Raw genomic sequence first — 20,622 nt, forward strand, 5'->3', positions numbered from 1 at the left:
AAATAATCCCGCTTTAACCTACAGGTACAATTATATTCGCACATTGCATTGATAACGCAATACCATCTGCTATGAATAAACTTGCAAATTCCACCTCTCCATATCTATTACAGCATGCCAACAATCCTGTAAACTGGTACCCCTGGGGTAAAGAAGCCCTGGATAAGGCCAAAGCCGAGAATAAATTGATATTGGTAAGCATTGGCTACTCGGCCTGCCACTGGTGCCACGTAATGGAGCACGAAAGCTTTGAGGACGCAGCCGTGGCCGCCGTAATGAACGAGTATTTTGTTTGTATTAAGGTTGATAGGGAAGAGCGGCCGGATGTAGACCAGATTTACATGAGCGCCGTGCAACTCATGAGCGGCCGCGGCGGCTGGCCGTTAAACTGTATTTGCCTGCCCGATCAGCGGCCAATTTATGGCGGTACCTACTTCCGTAAAAACGACTGGACATCGCTGCTGTTTAACCTGGCCGATTTTTATAAACAAAAACCGGAGGAAGCGGAGGAATACGCCGTTCGCCTGACAGACGGCATCCAAAAATATGAATCGATCCAGTTTATAGCCGATCAGCCGGACTACACAAAGGACGACCTGAAAGTTATCGGCGATAACTGGAAGCGCTATTTCGACAGGCAGGAGGGAGGTACAGGCAATGCGCCCAAATTCCCGATGCCCAATAACTGGCAATTGCTGATGCGATATGCGCATTTGACCAACGACGACGAAATTGCCAAACAGGTAAAATTAACCTTGCATAAAATGGCTTTCGGCGGTATCTACGATCATGTAGGCGGCGGCTTTGCCCGCTACTCGGTTGATGGCCGCTGGCATGTGCCGCATTTTGAAAAAATGCTTTATGATAACGCCCAGCTCATCACCCTGTACTCCGAAGCCTACACATGGCAGCCCGATGAATTGTATAAAACAGTGGTTGATGAAATTATTCATTTCACAGCGGCTGAATTGGCATCGCCGGATATGGGCTTTTATTCGGCCCTTGATGCCGATAGCGAGGGGGTAGAGGGTAAGTTCTATATTTTTACTAAAACCGAAATTGAAACCATTTTAGGCGACGATGCCGACCTGTTTTGCATTTACTACCATATTACCCAAGACGGCAACTGGGAAGAAGAACACTCCAACGTGCTCTTTAGAAAAGAAACGGACGGGCAACTGGCCGAAAAGCTGGGCTTAGGGCTGGATGATTTGTTATTACAAGTAAAAGCATCCCGCAAAAAGGTGTTTGAAGCCCGCCGCCACCGTATCAGGCCAGGTTTGGATAACAAGATACTGGCATCATGGAATGGTTTGATGCTGAAAGGCCTGTGCGAAGCTTACCGGTCTTTCGCTGAACCGAAATACCTGGAAATGGCTTTGAAGAACGCCGATTTTATCATGAATAATCTTATAGGTCAAAATGGCAGGCTATCGCGGGTTTACGGCAGTCCGGTGATTGAAGGTATCCCTGTAGCGTTTTTGGACGATTATGCCAACATCATTGATGGCCTTATAGCCATGTACGAAGTTACCTTTAATGAATACTGGGTGCAGCAGGCAAAAGCCCTTGCCGATACTGCAATGGCTCATTATTACGATGAAGCCAATGGTGTTTTCTTTTATACCGCCGATGATGATGAGCAATTGATAGCCCGCAAATCTGAAATTATGGATGGGGTTACGCCGGCCAGTAACTCGGCAATGGCGCGCAACCTTAAAAAATTGGGCCTGCTTTTTGATAATGAAAATTATGCAGCGGTTTCGGCACAGCTGTTACGCAACATTATGCCACAGTTGGCAAAGTATGGTACGGCTTATTCAAACTGGACTATGTTATTGCTTGATGAAGTTTATGGTATTTATGAAGTTGCCGTAACCGGCTCCGAAGCCGAAACTGTAAGAAAGGAACTTGAAAATAATTACATACCCAATAAAATTATATTGGGAGGTACAAAAGGAAGTTTACCTTTGTTACAGGATAAGTTTGGTAAATCAACACAAATTTTTGTTTGTATAGATAAAACCTGCGGATTACCTGCTAATAACACGGCCGATGCACTAAAACAAATGCAGGCCTGATTGCTTATTTATAAAAACAGTAACAATGAAGATTGAACCACAGCACGTAGTGTCATTAACTTACGATTTGTATGTTGACCAGGATGGTACCGAAACTTTAACAGAAAGTGCCACACAAGAACAACCTTTAACTTTTTTGTTTGGTGCCGGCCAGATGCTGCCCAAATTTGAAGAAAACTTAAGCAGCCTTTCAACAGGTGATACTTATGAATTCCGTTTAACTGCAGGCGATGCTTATGGCGAATATGATGAGGAAGCCGTAGCCAACCTGCCTAAAGAAATGTTCCAGGGTGCAGAATTACCTGAAGTAGGTACTATTTTGCCTTTGCAGGATAATAATGGCAACCGTTTTCAGGCCCAGGTAGTATCAATAGCCGAAGATGCGGTAATTGTCGATCTTAACCACCCTATGGCCGGCCAGGAACTGCACTTTAAAGGCAGCATCCTGAACGTACGCCCGGCTACGCCAGAAGAATTATCGCACGGCCACGCGCATGGTCCGGATGGTCATCACGCTCACTAAGTTTATTGATCGTAAAATATTTGGAAGCCCGTTATGTGAATAGCGGGCTTTTTTTGTGCCCTATAGTTATGCATGTGTGCGGCATAACTGTTTTTTTTATTCAGTTAATTCTTTAATTCTGGAAATTCTGGTTCAGACAATTCACGTTAGCGATTGCAGCGAATACCTGCCCCGCGCTTAATGCCTGTGCAGTATAAGCGTAAAGCGCGGCCGCAGGCAACGCCCATGATGTTATTGGTAGAAACCAAAGCATGTTGCGTAAATTATTTATATCTCTTCCAAGAGATATAAAATGGCTTTGCGAGACCTGAAATCTTTTCATTAAGACATTTTTGAATACGTTGGTAGTTACAAGTATCTTTACGTAATGTTATTTAAATGCTTAACGAAAAATTAGGAAGTTTTAGTTCCGATACCATACGCAATTGTATTAGTCGTGACATTAAAATGCGCATCAGAAATATTTTTATTATGATATTGGTGCTTGGGTATCTTGCCATCAAGCTATATATTGAAGGAGGTAGAACAATTGATGCTGTGTTTATTGTTACTATGACACTTGGCGTGTTAATAATTGGCGGCATTCAGTATGCTCAAATCAGTTCACCCGGAAAAACTGTAGTCAAAACGGCGGTAGCAATTGAGGTATCAACAGATGTGATCGAAATAATTACCTCACCTTACCAAATCTTGTTTTTTGTTGACAAGCCCTCGCAAAGTATCACGATGAAAACAAATAGAGCAAGGGTAAAGGCGATTAATTACCCAGTGAAATCGATTTATGATCTGGATTTTCGCGCATACCTGCTTTTCGACGGAACGGAGGAGGTTTATGTAATTACAGATTATTTTGAGACTGAATTGAGCGATTTGTTAATTGGTAAAAACTACACTGTTTAGTTAATTTTTTTACTAAATATTTATTTAAACGATTGTCGGCTTAAGTTGTCGAGTCTCATTTAAAATAGGTTTAACACGTTTGCTTTTTATAGGATATTTGCTGTAACTTGCTGAAAATTAAACCTAAAAATGAAATACCTATCCTTACTGGCCGTGGCTGTAATGTTCAGCGCTTGCAAAAGCACAAACAAGCCTGCCGATGTAAAATCATACACCATTGAGCAGTTGTATAACAATAAATCAATAGCAGGGGCGGGCTTTAATGCCGATGAAACCAAAGTGCTGATAGAGGACAACAGCACGGGGATATTTAACATCTACGCCATTAATTTGGCCGATACCTCATCAAAACAGCTCACCCATTCAACTAAAGATTCCTATTTTTCTATAGGCTACGTGCCGGGCACCAACGATTTTTTATACAGCGCCGACCAGGGTGGTAACGAAAATAGTCACATTTACCTGCAAAAAGCAGATGGCTCGCCGGTGAAGGATCTTACACCTTGGGCAAACACTACCAATAGTACAAACGGCTGGAGTACCGATAAAAAGTACCTTTACGTTGTAAGTAACAAGCGCGACCCTAAGTTTTTTGACGTTTATAAACTTGATGCGAAAAACTGGAAAGATGAGTTGTTATATCAAAACAACGACGGCTATTCGCCCGGCCCTGTTTCAAAATCCGAACGGTACATCACATTAACCAAATCTATCACGACTGATAAAAATGAGTTGTACCTTTATGACAGAACGACAAAAGCCACCAAAAAGCTAAGCAACGATAAAGACGCAACCTGGTACCCGGCGGCTTTTACCAAAGGCGATTCGAGCCTGTACTACATTACCAACGACGGAAGCGAATTTAGTTATTTGGTAAAATATAACCTGGTAACCGGGGCAACCGCCAAAGTTTACAGCACCAACTGGGATGTTGTTGGCATGGAGCTAAGCGACCTGGAAAAATATTACACCGTGTATGTAAATGCCGATGGTAAAACCAAGGTTTTGCTGTTTGATAATAGTACCGGTAAACAAATGGATTTTCCGGAAATTAAAGATGGCGAGGCTAAGTCGGCAGTGTTTTCGCCAAGCGAGAAAAACATAATGCTTACGGTAGGTAGCAGCACAAGCCCGAATAACCTGTACGTTTACAATTTTGATAGGAAGGAATTAAAACCGATAACCCGCACACTAAACCCGGCGGTAAGCAGTGATGATTTGGTAAGTGCAGAAGTTGTCCATTTTAAATCTTTTGACGGGTTGGAAATTCCGGCGATTTATTACAAACCCAAAAATGCCGGCAAAGATAAACCGGTGCCGGCTATACTTTGGATACACGGAGGGCCGGGCGGCCAAACCACAACCAGCTTTAGTAATCAAATACAGTTTTTGGTAAACCATGGCTACGCGGTGTTGGCGGTTAATAACCGGGGCAGCAGCGGTTATGGTAAAACTTTTTACAAGCTGGATAACAAAGACCACAGCAACGGCGATTTAAAGGACTGCATCTGGGGTAAAAAATGGTTGCAGCAACAAGCCTACATCGATACCGCCAAAATAGGCATACTGGGTGGTAGTTACGGCGGCTGCATGGTGCTGGGTGCCCTTGCCTTTCACCCTAACGAATTTAAAGTGGGTGTAGACCTCTTTGGCGTGGCCAACTGGATGCGGACACTCAAAAGTATCCCTCCGTACTGGGAGGCCCAGCGTAAAGCCCTTTACGAGGAATTGGGCGATCCCTACACGGCTGATAGTGTACACCTGAAAAAGATTTCGCCTTTGTTCCATTACCAAACCATCAACAAGCCGCTAATTGTTTTCCAGGGCATGAATGATGTGCGGGTGCTGCCCATTGAAAGTAAGGAAATTGTGGATGGGGTTAAAAAGAACGGTGTACCGGTGGAATACATCACCTATCCCAACGAAGGCCATGGCTTTACCAAAAAAGAAGACCAGATAACAACAGCCAACAAAACCCTCGCGTTTTTAGATAAGTATTTGGCTGGGAAAAAGTAGGACTAATAACTTTATACATTGATGTCATTGCTTCGTTCTTTATATTGACATGATTATAAATAACTGATTATCAATGTTGTTTTTAACGCAATCTATGTCATTGCGAGGAACGAAGCAATCGCGAACTATACAGGGTGGACTTGCAGAGTTCGCGATTGCCGCGCTACGCTCGCAATGACATGGTTGTTGCGAGGCTCTAAAGCCAACATGTAATCCCTGTTTTTTCAGGATCATCCTGATATGTACTCGCAATGGCAAATTGTAAAATGGCTTTCAATGCTTTATCTTATTAACGAAATAACCAATTGCATTGAAGTGGCGATGATCACAAAAAACGGCCCCTCTTCAAAAAAGAAAGGCCGTTTTACATTCCCCCTTCAGGGGGTTAGGGGGCTTAGAAACTATTCCTTACGCTATTGCTGAAAGTTTTAGTTGTCCAGTAGCCGCTATCTAAAATACGGCGTACGGTCATCAGCGGATAATCAGGGTCGCGTTTATCGGCAAGCTGGAAGGCTATTTTAAAACCTTTCTTTTGAATTTCCGGCAATACCGGTTTTTTCCATACACCAAATGGGTAGGCAAAATATTCTATTTTTTTACCGGTAATTTCTTCCAGTTTTTTGGTAGGCTTGTCAATCTGGGTAACCCAGTCGTCAACTGGCTTCGTGGTTATTTTTCCGTTTTTGCCTTTGATCTTAATTTCAGAGTTATGCGAGTACTTATCTACCCGGTGATGATCCCAGGTATGGCTGGCAATTACGTTGCCCTCGTCTGATAGCTTTTTAACCATGTCTGCGGTCATATAATGCGGGCGGCCTAACGATACTGTCATCACAAAATAAACTGCCTTAAAACCGTACTTTTTAAGCGTAGGGTTGGCAATGGTAAACTGGTCAAGATCGGTATCGTCAAAAGTAAGCATGATTGGTTTTTTGGGCAACGCCGCGCCGGTGGTAAGGTAGGCGTACAACTGATCGGGCAGGATGGTATGGTAGCCACTATCGGCCAGCATTTTTATATGCTCTTTAAATGCGGCAACCTGAACAATGTAATCTTTGGCTCCTTTGGAATCAGTAGGCTTCCAATCGCGTATCTGGTGGTAGCAAACGATGGGCACCTGTTTACGGGCCATCACAGCTTTGTTATCTACAGAGGCGGCCGAAGCAGGCGTAGGGCTTGTGGCAGATGCACTGGCCGACTTGTCGGTTGGTTTTCCCTGGCATGACATGGTTGCGCCCAATGCGCAAACTGCCATCCATACAAATGTTTTCTTTATCATAAAATAGTGGATGTTTTTTTTAATTAGTTCAACAACGGCGAAATTAGGATTTTATTGAGATTTTCTTAGAGTTAAGAATCAAGAGTCAAGAATCAAGACGGAAATTTCCTACACCCTGAATCAAAAAATCTCATTTCAAATTTGTAATCAAACTAAATCCGAAATCGAAAATCCCAATTCCGAAATCCTAAAGTCCTGCATCTTCGCTTACACCGCGGCCAAAACCTTCTACCCAGTCCCTGTCGCCAAGTCCTTTTGCCACGGCGCTTAATAAGCGGCTGTGCACGGCGTTTACAAGTGGCATGGGTGTGTAGCTCGCCTGCGACAGTTTAAAGGCAAGGCGGGCGTCTTTATAGCCTAATTTGGCTTTGAATCCTACGGGTTCATATTGCTTGTTTGCAATCAGCCTGCCGTAGTTTTGGTAAATGGGGGCGTTGAAGAGCGTTGAGCCAAAAAAGTTAGCCACCTGCGTACGGTCAAGGCCATTCTTCTCGGCAAGAGTGTAAGCTTCGGCCATCATCTCCATTGATGCCATGATCATGAAGTTGCCGGCAATCTTCACCACGTTGGCGCCGCCAGCTTCTTCGCCAAAATCGTGTATGGCCTGGCCCAGGCAATCGAGTACTGGTTTGGCAATATCTTTTACCTGCTGCGGCCCGGAAACGCAAATGAAAAGCTTTTTTGCCGCTGCCGCCTCGGGCCTTCCGAACACTGGTGAAGCCAGGTAATGGCTGCCCGCCTGCTCATGGGCTTTGGCCAGCTCAACGGCCGTTTCGGGCGAGATGGTGCTCATGGATATGTGCACAGCATTTGGCTGTAGCGTTTTTAAAATTCCGTCGGGCCCTGTAACCGATTCTCGCAGCACCTCATCTTCCGATAACATGGTGATCACGATAGGTACACCGGCGGCCGCCTCGGCAGGTGTTTGGCATTTGGTGATGCCGGCCTGGTCAAGCTCGTCGGCTTTGCTGAGGGTGCGGTTATGGACTTGCAGATGGTAGCCTGCCTCGATAAGGTTTTTGGCCATGTGGATGCCCATGTTGCCAAGGCCGATAAATCCGATTTTGTTTTTCATAGTGTTAGTTAATGTAGTCCCTGTCTTCGTCACTTAGTGTATTTTTATCTTCTTTTTGGTGGATGTTGTCGTGGTAACCTTCAATATCATATTTTGCTTTTTTGGGGCGGCCAACCATAAAGCCCAGGACAAAACCTACAAGGGTCATGGTGATCATGATGGCCAGTTTGGATACCCTGAAACTCATGAACAAAAATGCGAAAGTTACATTGTCGGTATTTTGGGCAAGCGCGGCCGTAAGCAAAATAGTGATGATAACTATGGTGATGGTTTTTATGCTCATGATGTTTTGATTTGCTAAAGTTAACAGTTAATACAAGATGCAGTTTTTAATGTTGAAATAAAAGGGCGTTTTAGATAGGAGAGAGATTTGAGATATTAGATGTGAGATTTGAGACTGTGGGACGGCCGGTAGTTTGATGTTCCAAATTTGTGATTATTCCCGATCTGATTTTTCTGTCTGTACATGTATTTTTTCACCTCAGGAATTTGAAGCGAAATTCCGTCGCGAAAAAAATCGGACTGATTTCATCTGTGAATTTTATTGGTGGGGAAGTGGCCGGGCAGTCGTCATTGCTGGACAATTTTTGTTGGCGTTTTTTATGGCGGTGTACGATTTTAACTTTAATATTTCGGCGTTTTTAAAAGCCAGATTCACGCGCTGTATTCGCTGATGAGAAGTAAATTTTTGCTGCTCATTTTTCGGTCCTGTATACAAAACCGATACCTGCCTTCATTTAATTAGAATCCTCATTTTGTCATTCGGTACACTTTGATGTATTGCTATGTATTAATTCTGAATCTGTATTTTTTGATTAAATAACATGCTTTAAGTATCTCATTTAATGATTTATATATGCATATTAATTGACATTTTTTTTACTTGCTAATTTTTTTAGTTTTTTACGGTTTAACTTAGCTTTCTTTTGTTTAATTTTTACTTCTGATAAATTATATAAATTTCTGATTTTTAATTAAATAAAATTTTTTTAAAAACACAATTTTTAATTTTTATCAAAGAAATTATCAGATATAAATCTCCTTTTGGTATTTCTCCAATAGTTTTCCATTTTTGAATTTTAATACACTAACTGAAAATTGAATTTTGGCGCTAATCGACGCACGTTGATTTAAACAGGCTGGAATGTGCCGAAAAATTACAATCGCTCACAGGGCTTAAAAATGGCATTTTATGGCACATGAATTTATCCCCTACTCAGGCACTGTTGGCGCAAAGAATACCTGGATGAACAACAACTTTTTTTGGCAAAGGGACTACCGGCAGCCAATAAAAATAACAGGGAGAACTGATTCAAAAGAACAGCGTAACGCTAAAGATAATGGAAAGATTAGCCGCGATTTTTGCGCCTTGCAATTTGCGACTGTGCAACCGGGTACAAGAAGATGGTGGACAGGATAAGTACCGAACCCGCCCAAAAACCGATGGACATTTTATTCATATCGCCGAAGAAAATAAAAGCCATGATGATGCCATATACCGGCTCCAGGTTGGTGATGAGCGCTACCCGGAAGGCCGAAAGTTCGCGCATGACGGATACCCCGGCAACATAAGCAAGCGAGGTGCACACCGTGCCAAGCAGTACCAGGTAGCCAATATCTGCCGGTTTTAAAAGTAGTTTTTGGTTATATCCGTTGGTTGCAAAAAGGTACATTGAGATCCAAAAAAATGCTCCTGTGAGCTCATAAAAGGCAATGATAGGAGCCTCACTTTTTTTAACAAAACGCGAGTTGATAATGGCAAAAAGCGCCGCGCAAACTGCGCTTGCCAGCCCGGCTATGATTCCCTTAGTGTATTGAGTTTCGAATTTGAAAATTAAAATGATGCCGGTAATGATTAATAAACCCGCCATGATTTCCAGTTTAGAGATCCTGCTTTTGTTAATCAGGGGTTCAAAAATGGCAGTAAACAAAGTGATGCTGGAGAGGCAAACCAGTGTTACCGGCACCGTAGAAAGCTTGATGGAAGCGAAGAAAAGTATCCAATGGCCGCCCACCAAAGCGCCCGTAAAAACCATTTTTAGCATGGTTTTTCGCTCAACTTTAAAGTCGGTTTTGCTGAATTTAAAATATAAAAACAACGAAACAAAGGCAATTAGCACCCGGTACCACACCAATTGTACTGCCGAAATGGTGATTAATTGACCTAAAATACCGGTAAAACCCCAGATAAAAACTGTGAAATGGAGTATAATCAGGTTCTTATTGAGTGCTTTTGGGGTATTTTTATCCAATTTTATTGCAATTTATTTCAAGTTTTTACAGCTTTTACCAAGTTTTACTCAGTTCAGAACAAGTTTTATGCGATGTTTTTTAAAACTATTTAGGTGCCTTTAACAATACATAATAGCCTAAAATACCAAATAATGTATTAGGAATTAGCACCGTAAAAATTGGCGGGACACCACCTTTTATCGAAAATACGATCGAGAATTTCTCGATAATGATGTAGGTAAAACACAACAAAATCCCAATCCCCAAGGGCAATCCGACCCCACCACGCACCTTGCGGGACGATAGGGCGACCCCCAAAATTGTTAAAACATATGCCGATAAAGGGTACACAAAGCGGTGATATTTTTCGTAATAAAGGTTGTTTAAAACCTCCGGCCGGCGTAGCTTTTCCTTATCGATATTCTTGTTCAGCTCGCTTAATGACATCGCCGCGTATACGTTATCGTACACAATAAAGTCGGTTGGGTGCATGTCCAGTACTGTATCTTTTTGGCCGGGATTATGAATAAATTGTTCCTTTAATCCCTTAATATATCTAACATCGTAGTTCTTTAAAGCCCAGATCCTTTTTACAGAATCGTAGGTTACCTGCTGGGCAATGAGCTTTTCGCGCAGGGTATCGCCGTTAAATTTCTCCATAATAAAGGTGTAGCCGGTGTGCACTGTTGGGTCGTAATTGGCCAGGTAAACAAAGGTATGTTTATCAATTTGCATGTGCACCTCGCTCTTGGTAGGGTCGTTATCGGTGATTCCGTTGGCGTTTTCAAAATCGTTTTTAAGGTGGTTTGTATACGGGATAAGGTACACATTGGCAAAAAAAGATACCACAAATATGAGCGATGCAGCAATAAAATAGGGCCTTAAAAAGCGGTTAAAACTGGCCTTGCCACTCAGGATGGGAACGATTTCTGTTTGGTTTGCCATCTTGGCCGTAAAGAAGATCACCGCCAAAAAGTTAATCAGCGGCGATAGCAAATTGAGGTAAAAAGGCACAAAACCGGCGTAGTATTTAAATACAATATCGTGCAGCGTGGCGTGCCTGCTGGTGAAGTTATCCAGCTTCTCGGAGATGTCAAACACCACCGAAATAGCTGCGAAAATGGCCATCGTAAACACAAATGTGCCCAGGTATTTTTTAATAATAAACCTGTCGATAACCATCAGGTACCGGTGTATAAAAGTCCTCATCGGCAGATTAAATGTTTTTTAAAGCCATGGTTTATATTATGTAAGCAACGCTTTTTATGGCGCATTATTTGATCGTCCTGCAATTATAATCGCTGCCCTAAACGGCCCACCATCATGTTTTTCCAGGCATAAAACTCGCCGCTGATGATCTTTTTACGCGCTTCTTTTACCAGCCACAGATAAAAGTGGAGGTTGTGCAGGGTGGCAATTTGCGCCCCAAGCATCTCGCCCGAGTGGATCAAATGTCGTAAATAAGCCTTGCTGTATTCCTTATCTGCAAATAAATCGCTGTCGTCTTCTATCGCGCTAAAGTCGTTTTTCCACTTCTCATTCTTGATATTAATAATGCCGTTTTTGGTAAAAAGCATGCCGTTACGGGCATTGCGGGTAGGCATAACGCAATCAAACATATCAATTCCCAGGGCAATATTTTCCAACAAATTGATGGGGGTGCCTACGCCCATCAGGTAACGAGGCTTGTGTTCGGGCAAAATATTGCATACAATTTCGGTCATGGCGTACATTTCTTCGGCTGGTTCGCCTACCGAAAGGCCACCTATGGCATTCCCTTCGCGCTCAAATGAAGCAATAACTTCGGCCGATTTTACCCTTAAATCTTTATAAACCGAGCCCTGTACAATGGGGAAAAGTGTTTGGCTATAGCCGTATTTTGGCTCGGTGCTATCAAACCTGTCGCAGCAGCGTTTAAGCCAGCGATGCGTCATTTCTATCGACCGGCGCGCATAACCATACTCGCAGGGGTAGGGGGTACACTCGTCAAAAGCCATGATGATATCGGCGCCAATAACACGCTGAATATCCATCACATTCTCGGGTGTAAACAGGTGTTTTGACCCATCAATATGCGAACGGAAGGTTACGCCTTCCTCCTTTATCTTACGTACTTCGGTAAGCGAATACACCTGGTAACCGCCGCTATCGGTTAAAATAGGGCCATCCCAGCCATTAAATTTATGCAGGCCGCCGGCGCTTTCCAGCGTATTAAGGCCGGGGCGCAAGTATAAATGATAGGTGTTTCCTAAAATAATTTGTGCTTCAATATCCGTTTTAAGCTCGCGCTGATGCACCGCTTTAACGGTGCCGGCCGTGCCAACGGGCATAAATATGGGGGTTTCAATAGTGCCATGATCGGTGGTGATTTCACCGGCACGGGCCTTTGATAGAGGATCTTGTGCTGCTAATTTAAATTTCATTTCGAGGGGGTAAAATTAGCAAAAAAAAACTACCAGCCCCCTCTAAATCTCCCCTGGTTGGAGAGACTTTAACTACACTTTTTTTAATTCTTTCTGCTAAGCGGCAGAAAGAATTAAGGTGGGCTTAATCATCGGGAGTTTTTAACTTAATGCTATTGGGGAAGGAGGCCCGCACCTTTATGTCAACTCATCTTCCCATTAACTCATTAAGGTAAGCTATATTAATAGTTTTGTTCACTTTTTCAGAGATATCGGCAAACGATACAGGCCTTTTTACATCCTGATCGTCAATAAAAAAGGTATGATCAGCCTCCTGGTGGATCTTGTCAACAAGGGTGTCGATGAACCAAATACAATTGGCGTTGATGGCAGGGTCGTTTTTTTGTTCTTCAGAAAAAAAGGTTAATAACCCTATCGTCCGCCCGAATACCTGCACAGTTTCTGTGGTGGTTGCCAGGTATAAGTTGTTGGCATTTTTTAAATAAAAAAAGCAGGGACTTTGCTCTACAAAGGTCAAGGTAAATTGGTTTGCGCTGTTTACATCCTCGATGTTAACAGGAAGATCAAAAGTATTGGCTTTAACAGTTTTGTAAAAATTAGGATATTCACTACAAGTCATTACATGGATTTTGCTTGTTCGTGGGCTACGGCAGGTTAGCATATATTTGTTATCGCTTAGGCTGATAAATGACCATCGTATAAATTCATCAATTATACTATTATTACTAACAATATGTGTACTCCTGTCTATCCCGCTATCTAAGGGTACGTAAACGTTCCTGGGATTCAAAATAAAAACAACATCCAGAAAAATACCGCTTAAGCTGCCTTTGCCGTGTGCAAGTGAAAATAGTTTACCCTGCATTGGGTTAGCATAGTTAATTGGGGGCATGATATAGTAGATTAATTGATTATAGAATAAGATTTACAATGCTGGCTAATTTGGGGTTAACTCATCTTCCCATCAGGGTGTTAAGGTAAGCCATGTCAATAGTTTTGTTCACTTTTTCAGAGATATCGGCAAACGATACAGGCCGTTTAATATCCTGATCGTCGATAAAAACGATATCACCGGCCACCTGGCGAATCCTGTCAACGATGGTATCGATAAACCAAACGCAATTGGCGTTGATAGCCGGGTTGTTTTTTTGATCTTCGGTAAAAAAGGTTAATATCCCAATGTTTAGCCCCAATATCTGTACAGATTCTGTTGTTGTGGCCAGGTATAAGTTATCGGCATTTTTTAAATAAAAAAAACAGGGACTTTGTTCTACATAGGTCAATGTGAACTGATTGGCCCGGTCTACATTTTCTGTATTAACAGGAAGATCAAAATGATTTACTTTAACCGTTTGGCAAATATTGGGGTACTCGCTGCAAGTCATTACGTGAGTTTTGCCTGTCCGCGGGCTACGGCAGGTGAGTATAAATTTATTACCAGTCAGGCTAATGAATGACCATTGGATACAGCTATCAATTATATTATTACTCATAATATCTGTAATCCTGTCTATCCCCAGATCTACACGTTCTGCCGGCGGGATGGGCATGTAACCGGGCCTGGGCACCCAAATGATAACTTCGTCCTGAAAAAGACCACTTATACTGCCTTTGCCTTGTGCCAGTGAAAATAATTTCCCCTGCATGGGACTGGCGTAGTTAATTGGAGGCATAATTTTGTAGATTAAATTGGTTTATGGAAGTAAAATGTGCTTGTAAAGGCTTTAAAAATGTTAAGTTTTATTTCGCGCAAAGACGCTAATCAATAGTAAACTATCCGTCATTGCGAGGTACGAAGCAATCCCCGACATGCAAAGTCCCACATAGTTTGGGATTGCTTCGTACCTCGCGACGACGGTCTGTTTTTTTATTTTTAGGAGTTTCTTAGCGATCTTTGCAACTCTGCGCGAAAAACCTGTAACCGCGATTTCCCCAATGCGATAACCGTTTATTGCGACCTCAAAAATGCATCGCACTCAGTTTGAAGCTGATCCCATGCTGCAATGGCTACAGAAATGTTCAGCCCGGCGATGAGGGGGATTGTAAAATCAACCGGGCTTGTTGTTGCAAGGGCTTCCAGGTCATCGGCAAGTGCCGACCATGCCCCCCGGATGCTTCCGGTGGCATGGTCAAGCACCGCTAAGCTTGCGGTTATTTCTTTCATAAAACCAAATTCTGTACCGGCAATATCAATATCGAGGCTTTGGTTGGCTTTATTGAAGGCTACTATCTGATTTACAATATTGATGAAAGAAGCAGATAAAGCCTGGGTTGAGCCATATAAAGCCGCTATCGCTACCGTTGCCTGTTGCTGCACTGCGGGTGTCATATCCTGCTTATCTTTAATCAATTGCTGCACCGTATTATCCAGTTCCGAAAAATCAGCCCTGGCTTTTGAGGCGTATCCCATCAACAGGTTACATTGAGCTTTCATTTGCGGGGCAATATCGGTGTCCCACAGGTAGGCTGCAGCAAGTGCATCAGGAAAATGAGGAAGGTGCTGCTTAATCACGTCCTCAATAGCCTCTCCCTGTTTGCAGGTTTTTACACGGGCTTTAATGGCATCCATATCCGTTTTGGGTATGGTAAATAGCGCCCCCATATCAAAAGTTATCAGTGATCTGCCTGTAATTCCCATGTCTTTATACTGTTTTTTTTCAGCGACTTTGTTTGTATTGCAGAGCCTGCAAATGATAGTGTTATTTTGTTTACCTGGTTACGGGGCACCTTTTTATCTACCGAGATAGTCCATTCTGTAAAAAGGGAGGGTTGAAAGTAAGCGGCCTGTAGTTCTTTACTAATCTCGCCCGGAATGTCGGTGATAATTTTACCATTCTCTTCATGATATCCGAATGTGAGTTTTTCGGGCTTGCTGCTAAAACTAAATTTTTGTTTTTTGTACTGGTCGGCATATACACCAGAAGTGCGAATGCTTACCTTAAGCATTTTAGCAACGTCGATGCCATGTACTAACGCCTGTACGCTGGTTACCCTGGCCCGGTCCATATCCTGGAACAGTTCAGAATCCGTTCCAACAGCAATGGTAATTTGCCCATCTTTGATAAATGCCGCAATTGCGTCCGCATCAGTAATATGGATACTATAGCCCTCTTCGGATATTTTAAAATCCTGCGGCTTCGGTTCAAATTTCCCCAGTGCCTCCGCATAATCCGTTTTCATCGAGGCCAGATCATTGGTAAGTTGCGCGGCTGTTTTTAAAATAGAAGGAGCGACCGTGGATTCCTGCAAGGCCCAGTATTTATATGCCCGGGTATAATTTCTGATAGCCAGGTACATATAAGTTTTCATGTTCATCTGCAATACATAAACGTTATGCAGGGTGTTTTTATCTGTCGCGATATCTCCTTCCAGCGCTTTAAGATAGTCTTTATAAGATTCAATCATGTTTGCGCTTACCTTTTTTTGCATATATAGCCTGGCCAATTCCTGGGTAACCTGTACCATGGCTGCCTGCGCGGCTGATTGCGCCTTTCCGTATATCGAAAGGATATCCAGTTGCTGCCGGTATTCTGTAGCGCCGGCAATGCTTTCACCTTCTGCACCCCTCATCATATCATCTACCTGTAACCGAAAAATGTCCCACTCGGCCTGGCTGGAAATGTCACCGGCATCAGGTATCTCAAAGTCGGTAACAGCTTTAGTATAATCCATGCTTTTGGCAACCTCTCTTAAATCATTCATGAATTTAAAAGTGTTCTGCAGCATTTTTGCTATGTTTTCGAGCTTTGACATAGCCTTGGATAAGTTGCCGATAGCCGTGGCAAATTTTGATACTGTTTTTGCCGAATCTGCTGCCGCAGCGGCGGCTTCTCCTGCTTTGGCCACCGCACCGGCGGTAGCGCCTGCAGCGGCTACATCGCCAACACACATTGCCCCTATGGATGCTGCAAAAGTGCCCAAAGCCATGCATATCTGAAAAGCAGCTTTTAAGGTTTGGTCGCGCTCCCATATCGCTACGCCTGCCTTAAAGTCGGCGGCAGCCCGCATACTGGCTATATTTGCCGATGTCATGTTGGCTTGTGCCTGTTCGTATGCATTTTTTGCAGCATCGAGGTTAGATACAGCTTGTTTTATTAAACTATCGGTAAATGCAGCGGTATTATTAAAATAAGTAAGCATTTGGTTTCCGGCCCTAATCTGATCGGCTTTACTTACCGCGTCCTGGGTTACCAGGTTGTATTGAGTTTCATAATTGCCAACAGATGCCAGATAGGCAGTGGCAAGTGTTTCGTAAATGGCAGGGCTAAGTTGCGGTATAAAATTTAAGTTACTTGCTTCAAGCGTAAGTTCGCCCAACAAGGCCGAGCTTTGGTAATAAAGATCGGCGAGGACAACGTTATTTTGAGAAGCGGCCTTAACCCAGCTAAGTATAGCCCTTGCTGCGCCTGGTTCGGCATCTATAAGGCGTGTACTAAACTGGTAAAGAGAGGAAAGTGTGAGCTGCAACTCTATGCCAGGCAGGGGATGTACGGGGTTATCTGTAATGAGTTTAAGGTCTTTTGAATACAAGTCAACCAGTTGAGTTTTGTAATTAGCGTGTTTAACATGAATACCTAAGCCTGGAAAATCGGCGATGGAAAAATTTTTATTTTCATCGGAATGCGGGCCTAAAGTGTTTATTTTAAGTTTGCCGCTAATTTCTGTGGCAAACAGCATAAAAGTTGCAGCATTGATTGAGCTAAAATCGATGTTAACCACCGATGAATTGCAAACCAGCCTGCGGCTGATGATAAATATCCCGCGGTTAAAAAGCTGGATATTGGCAGCCGGCATCTTTACAATATCTGCTATGATATATACAATAACCGATTTGTTTTTATCGGCGCTTGCCAATACTTCGTCCATATCCACAAACAGGTCGCGAAAAATAAGCTGGCCGTTAAAGGGGATTGTAGCGGTTGTGCATGGTATTTTATCTTTTGATAGCTGGGCGTTTTTATAATAATCGGCCCAGTCTTTTTTGTCATGTACTGAAATTGCCATTTTAAGGGAATTAAAAAGTGTAGGTTAAGTTTACAAGCCGGTTTTTTTGCCCGGCTTGTGTTTATATCACATTTTGTTTTTATGCTAACGCACTTTCTTTCTGGTGTATGCTCACCCTGTTTTTCCGGGTCAGCAACCTTTCAAGATTATCGGCAGCATAAAAAGCCACTGTAGGGTTGGGTACTATAGTAATATAAGCGTTAATGCGGTAAGCATTAGCCTCGTCGGCTACTTGCTGCCACAATACTATAGCCGCCTCGATACCAAGCCCCGCAATAAATGATGGCATATCTTTAATTTCGCCATTAATAGTGGCCAGTAGGCTGGAAAGGTCATCCTTCAGCGCGTTCCACATGCCTTGTATTTTCTGAATGGCCGGCAAGGCGTCATCTATTTTTTTAGTGATGCCGGTGATATCGTTGTTAATGCGGGTTAAATCGAGCACAAGCGTGGCGTCGGCGGCAATTTTAGCCTCAAGGCTGTTCACCAGGTCGCCAAGTGCGTCTATTCTTGCTTTTGCCTTGGTTGCCTTGTCGCCATAAATTCCGGCCACAATCCCTGCGGCAATAGATCCACACGGCCAAATCCAGGCGTAGCTTGCCGATGTGGCAGCTACAATAATATCGTGCTTATATTCGTCTTCCGCGTCGGCAAGGTCAGCCTTATCCTGGGCCAGTTGGGTTTGCATTGTTTTAATAGTTCCACTTGTTCCTGATATCTTGTCGCTATAAGTTTTAAACAATGTGCCAATTGCCGCTTCGTTAACTGATGTATCTAAAGAAAATTTTTGCATGGCCGCTGCAACATTGGTAGCATGGGTTGAAAAAGCCTGGGCTTCATTGATCATTACCTGTAGCGTTTGTTTAAGCTGATTGATTGATACGGTATCAGTTGGGTCGGCCTCGATTTTTAACAGCAATGCTAAAATAGCCCGGTAAAATATCGGCACTTTAACATTGTAAGCGATGAGGTTTGAAGCGCACTTTACGCTGTCGGGTTTGGTAACAGTATCAAAAGTGTCGCAAATGTCATATAGGTTTTTGTAACCCTTCACCAGGGGCTCAAATTGTTCAATGCCTCCGGATGGTACTGCAGGCAGTGTTTTTTGCAGAAGCGCAGTGGTAGTTGGTAATAACATGGCACCGGTAACAAATACCTGTATTGATAACCACTCATTGGTAGATAGCACGAAGGTGGTGCCTTTAGCCAGGTCGCGCGGACTAAGATCGATTGTTGGGTTTGACATAAAATTGAAAGTTAAATTGGGTTTATAGATTATATTAATTTGTGTTGAAGCAAAACGTCGACTGACACCGGTTGCTTAAAAAACAAAACTCAACGTACCAGGCAATGCCCGGGCCTTTTGAATTATTTGTTTATAACCCCGGTATTGCGATTTATTTGATAATGCAAGGTCAGTTATTTGATAAAAGGAGGGCAGGGACAAAACAGCTTTTATTTGAGGGGCTTTTTAGCTGTAAAAACCGATACAACCAGGTGGAATTTCTGAATATTTAAGGGTGCTAAAAAAAGGATAGCAGCGGCGCCATCTCGCTAACATGGAAATAGTCTCTTTTTTGGGGTGATTTATTAAGATAGTTGAGGACCCCGTTTTTTGTATGTGATTTACGGAAGCTGTTTATTTTATAGGATGTTAGGTGTAACCTTTGCAAATGGAACTAATAGCTTTGTTGGCATAGGTAATTGTTCCTCGGCGTTGTATGGCAGGTTAAGCCTTTCCTGAAAAAAATATAGATAGGGCAGGTTAAGTCCGAAAAAGAGTTATGGGTTACAGAGCCAAATGAGGGCAGTTATGAATATTGAGGCGGAGGTTATTAATTTAAATCTACCCTTGGCTTTTTCAACAAAAGATGCATTAACAGACGCTATTGAAGATATCTTTTCTGGAATATTTCTTCAGAAAGAAAACCTCAAATTGGGGATGTTGAAAAGAAAACTCTGCCTGTTTTATAATTTAAAAAGAGATATTCTGTGTTTGACTAAAGTTTTTCTATTTCCTCAACAGAGAGTTTAGTAAACTTTGAGATTTGAACAAGTGGCAAGCCATCTTTTTTCATTTCACGAGCAATGTCCAAAGCTTTTTTATACTCGCCTTTTTCAATACCTTTTTCCATGCCTTCCTGCCGGGCATAATCAACTACATTCTTATTATCCCATTTATATTTTAAGCTGCTATCGTACATCGTTTTTTCCTCCTTTGTCAGGTTTGTATATTCTGCAATACTGAACAATTTCTCAAATATGGGTTTCCGAAGATAAACGGGAATCTTATCCATTTGGCTAAGGTGCTTTAAAACATAAAGCCATCTATCCAAATCGGTTTCCAGTTCGGTCTCCTCTTTCACAAATTTACTCAATTCTATATACGTATAACCCAGTTTATCGTAAAAAATTTCACCGGTATCCCTGTTGCACAGGCAAATATCATGCAGGTAACTGTTTGCCGGGCTATCTTCCAGCGTAAAATCTTCTAACAAAGCTATTAAATATACCTCGGCTATGTTGTAACCCCAGGTGTTTCGTTTGCCTTTTGGCGCCTGGTCGCTTATAAGGCGACTGGTATAAAATAAAGCCCTTTCTTTAAAATATCCTTGTTTCGCCCGTTGCACCTCAATTATAAAACGTTCGCCGTTATCTCCCGTACAAAGCAGATCGAATATGGCCGAGCCCTCGTCTTTTAAATCGCCCGGGTGTTCGTTTTTATTGTAAACTAAATCTACAATATGCTTACGCCCCCTGAATACTTCATTTAAAAAGGCGGTCAGCAAATCTTTGTTAGGTTCGCTGCCGAATATTTTTTTAAAAGCGAAATCAACCAAAGGGTCGATGTATTTCCCGGTAACAGGTGGGGGATAGTTTGGCATAGCCAAATATAAAAGTTTATTCGTTATCCAACCTTAGCTGTGAAAGTAGCTCGGGCCCGGCAAAAATAGAAGGTATACGTTGGATGACAGCATCGGGGAGCAACTTATCCACATAAATACCTTTTATATTAAAAGTGTGGAAAACTACCTGGTGCCATGTCTCCTAAGCCTTAAATTTAACCCGATTAAACCCTTTAAATTCGT

General features: G+C 42.6%; 16 protein-coding genes. 4 read left to right on the forward strand and 12 right to left on the reverse strand.

The window, feature by feature from the left end:
- Positions 1 to 71 precede the first annotated feature (71 nt).
- The 4 genes from PQ469_RS08810 (at position 72) to PQ469_RS08825 (ending at position 5,520) form a co-directional block, all read left to right on the forward strand.
- On the forward strand, positions 72 to 2,081 hold the full coding sequence (locus PQ469_RS08810) for a thioredoxin domain-containing protein (protein WP_274212621.1): 2,010 nt from the start codon (positions 72 to 74) through the stop codon (positions 2,079 to 2,081).
- A gap of 25 nt (positions 2,082 to 2,106) precedes the next feature.
- Positions 2,107 to 2,604 carry an FKBP-type peptidyl-prolyl cis-trans isomerase gene (locus PQ469_RS08815; RefSeq protein ID WP_274212623.1) on the forward strand — a complete coding sequence of 166 codons (498 nt, stop codon included), beginning with the start codon at positions 2,107 to 2,109 and terminating at the stop codon, positions 2,602 to 2,604.
- 378 nt (positions 2,605 to 2,982) lie between these two features.
- The gene (locus PQ469_RS08820; protein ID WP_274212624.1) at positions 2,983 to 3,504 is read left to right on the forward strand and encodes a hypothetical protein; all 522 of its coding nucleotides are present in this window, start codon (positions 2,983 to 2,985) and stop codon (positions 3,502 to 3,504) included.
- A 129-nt stretch (positions 3,505 to 3,633) separates the two neighbouring features.
- Entirely contained in the window at positions 3,634 to 5,520 is a 1,887-nt protein-coding gene (locus tag PQ469_RS08825) for a S9 family peptidase (RefSeq protein ID WP_274212625.1), read from the forward strand.
- 394 nt (positions 5,521 to 5,914) lie between these two features.
- Here PQ469_RS08825 and PQ469_RS08830 read toward each other — a convergent pair whose 3' ends face one another.
- The 12 genes from PQ469_RS08830 to PQ469_RS08885 all read right to left on the reverse strand — a co-directional run bounded on the left by PQ469_RS08830 (position 5,915) and on the right by PQ469_RS08885 (position 20,418).
- A complete protein-coding gene (locus PQ469_RS08830) occupies positions 5,915 to 6,799 on the reverse strand; it encodes a polysaccharide deacetylase family protein (RefSeq protein WP_274212626.1) in 885 nt (294 codons plus the stop codon).
- Between the two features lie 187 nt (positions 6,800 to 6,986).
- Positions 6,987 to 7,874 carry an NAD(P)-dependent oxidoreductase gene (locus tag PQ469_RS08835; protein WP_274212627.1) on the reverse strand — a complete coding sequence of 296 codons (888 nt, stop codon included), beginning with the start codon at positions 7,872 to 7,874 and terminating at the stop codon, positions 6,987 to 6,989.
- A gap of 4 nt (positions 7,875 to 7,878) precedes the next feature.
- The gene (locus PQ469_RS08840) at positions 7,879 to 8,157 is read right to left on the reverse strand and encodes a LapA family protein (RefSeq protein WP_274212628.1); all 279 of its coding nucleotides are present in this window, start codon (positions 8,155 to 8,157) and stop codon (positions 7,879 to 7,881) included.
- A 1,066-nt stretch (positions 8,158 to 9,223) separates the two neighbouring features.
- Positions 9,224 to 10,126: a DMT family transporter gene (locus tag PQ469_RS08845; RefSeq protein WP_274212629.1), complete on the reverse strand. Its 903-nt coding sequence runs from the start codon at positions 10,124 to 10,126 to the stop codon at positions 9,224 to 9,226.
- 85 nt (positions 10,127 to 10,211) lie between these two features.
- Positions 10,212 to 11,315, reverse strand: coding sequence for an LptF/LptG family permease (locus tag PQ469_RS08850; RefSeq protein ID WP_177183827.1), 1,104 nt, complete (start codon positions 11,313 to 11,315; stop codon positions 10,212 to 10,214).
- A gap of 83 nt (positions 11,316 to 11,398) precedes the next feature.
- Positions 11,399 to 12,529 carry a tRNA guanosine(34) transglycosylase Tgt gene (gene tgt, locus PQ469_RS08855; RefSeq protein WP_274212630.1) on the reverse strand — a complete coding sequence of 377 codons (1,131 nt, stop codon included), beginning with the start codon at positions 12,527 to 12,529 and terminating at the stop codon, positions 11,399 to 11,401.
- A gap of 187 nt (positions 12,530 to 12,716) precedes the next feature.
- A complete protein-coding gene (locus PQ469_RS08860) occupies positions 12,717 to 13,421 on the reverse strand; it encodes a hypothetical protein (RefSeq protein ID WP_274212631.1) in 705 nt (234 codons plus the stop codon).
- A 61-nt stretch (positions 13,422 to 13,482) separates the two neighbouring features.
- The gene (locus tag PQ469_RS08865) at positions 13,483 to 14,202 is read right to left on the reverse strand and encodes a hypothetical protein (protein WP_274212632.1); all 720 of its coding nucleotides are present in this window, start codon (positions 14,200 to 14,202) and stop codon (positions 13,483 to 13,485) included.
- Positions 14,203 to 14,477: 275 nt separating this feature from the next.
- On the reverse strand, positions 14,478 to 15,167 hold the full coding sequence (locus PQ469_RS08870) for a hypothetical protein (protein ID WP_274212633.1): 690 nt from the start codon (positions 15,165 to 15,167) through the stop codon (positions 14,478 to 14,480).
- On the reverse strand, positions 15,143 to 17,533 hold the full coding sequence (locus tag PQ469_RS08875) for a hypothetical protein (protein ID WP_274212634.1): 2,391 nt from the start codon (positions 17,531 to 17,533) through the stop codon (positions 15,143 to 15,145). The genes PQ469_RS08870 and PQ469_RS08875 overlap by 25 nt, the downstream gene beginning before the upstream one ends.
- Before the next feature lie 79 nt (positions 17,534 to 17,612).
- The gene (locus PQ469_RS08880) at positions 17,613 to 18,779 is read right to left on the reverse strand and encodes an alpha-xenorhabdolysin family binary toxin subunit A (RefSeq protein WP_274212635.1); all 1,167 of its coding nucleotides are present in this window, start codon (positions 18,777 to 18,779) and stop codon (positions 17,613 to 17,615) included.
- Between the two features lie 754 nt (positions 18,780 to 19,533).
- The gene (locus PQ469_RS08885) at positions 19,534 to 20,418 is read right to left on the reverse strand and encodes an Rpn family recombination-promoting nuclease/putative transposase (RefSeq protein ID WP_090649371.1); all 885 of its coding nucleotides are present in this window, start codon (positions 20,416 to 20,418) and stop codon (positions 19,534 to 19,536) included.
- Positions 20,419 to 20,622 lie beyond the last annotated feature (204 nt).

The sequence above is a fragment of the Mucilaginibacter sp. KACC 22773 genome (assembly GCF_028736215.1).
In the GTDB taxonomy this organism is placed as follows: Bacteria; Bacteroidota; Bacteroidia; order Sphingobacteriales; family Sphingobacteriaceae; genus Mucilaginibacter.

Bases quoted from the DNA above. Each gene is read 5' to 3' on its own strand.
- PQ469_RS08825 (WP_274212625.1), top strand. From the start codon at position 3,634: ATGAAATACCTATCCTTACTGGCCGTGGCTGTAATGTTCAGCGCTTGC.
- PQ469_RS08820 (WP_274212624.1), top strand. From the start codon at position 2,983: ATGCTTAACGAAAAATTAGGAAGTTTTAGTTCCGATACCATACGCAAT.
- PQ469_RS08865 (WP_274212632.1), bottom strand. From the start codon at position 14,202: ATGCCTCCAATTAACTACGCCAGTCCCATGCAGGGGAAATTATTTTCA.
- PQ469_RS08870 (WP_274212633.1), bottom strand. From the start codon at position 15,167: ATGGGAATTACAGGCAGATCACTGATAACTTTTGATATGGGGGCGCTA.
- tgt (WP_274212630.1), bottom strand. From the start codon at position 12,529: ATGAAATTTAAATTAGCAGCACAAGATCCTCTATCAAAGGCCCGTGCC.
- PQ469_RS08860 (WP_274212631.1), bottom strand. From the start codon at position 13,421: ATGCCCCCAATTAACTATGCTAACCCAATGCAGGGTAAACTATTTTCA.
- PQ469_RS08840 (WP_274212628.1), bottom strand. From the start codon at position 8,157: ATGAGCATAAAAACCATCACCATAGTTATCATCACTATTTTGCTTACG.
- PQ469_RS08815 (WP_274212623.1), top strand. From the start codon at position 2,107: ATGAAGATTGAACCACAGCACGTAGTGTCATTAACTTACGATTTGTAT.
- PQ469_RS08835 (WP_274212627.1), bottom strand. From the start codon at position 7,874: ATGAAAAACAAAATCGGATTTATCGGCCTTGGCAACATGGGCATCCAC.
- PQ469_RS08880 (WP_274212635.1), bottom strand. From the start codon at position 18,779: ATGTCAAACCCAACAATCGATCTTAGTCCGCGCGACCTGGCTAAAGGC.
- PQ469_RS08810 (WP_274212621.1), top strand. From the start codon at position 72: ATGAATAAACTTGCAAATTCCACCTCTCCATATCTATTACAGCATGCC.
- PQ469_RS08850 (WP_177183827.1), bottom strand. From the start codon at position 11,315: ATGAGGACTTTTATACACCGGTACCTGATGGTTATCGACAGGTTTATT.
- PQ469_RS08830 (WP_274212626.1), bottom strand. From the start codon at position 6,799: ATGATAAAGAAAACATTTGTATGGATGGCAGTTTGCGCATTGGGCGCA.
- PQ469_RS08875 (WP_274212634.1), bottom strand. From the start codon at position 17,533: ATGGCAATTTCAGTACATGACAAAAAAGACTGGGCCGATTATTATAAA.
- PQ469_RS08885 (WP_090649371.1), bottom strand. From the start codon at position 20,418: ATGCCAAACTATCCCCCACCTGTTACCGGGAAATACATCGACCCTTTG.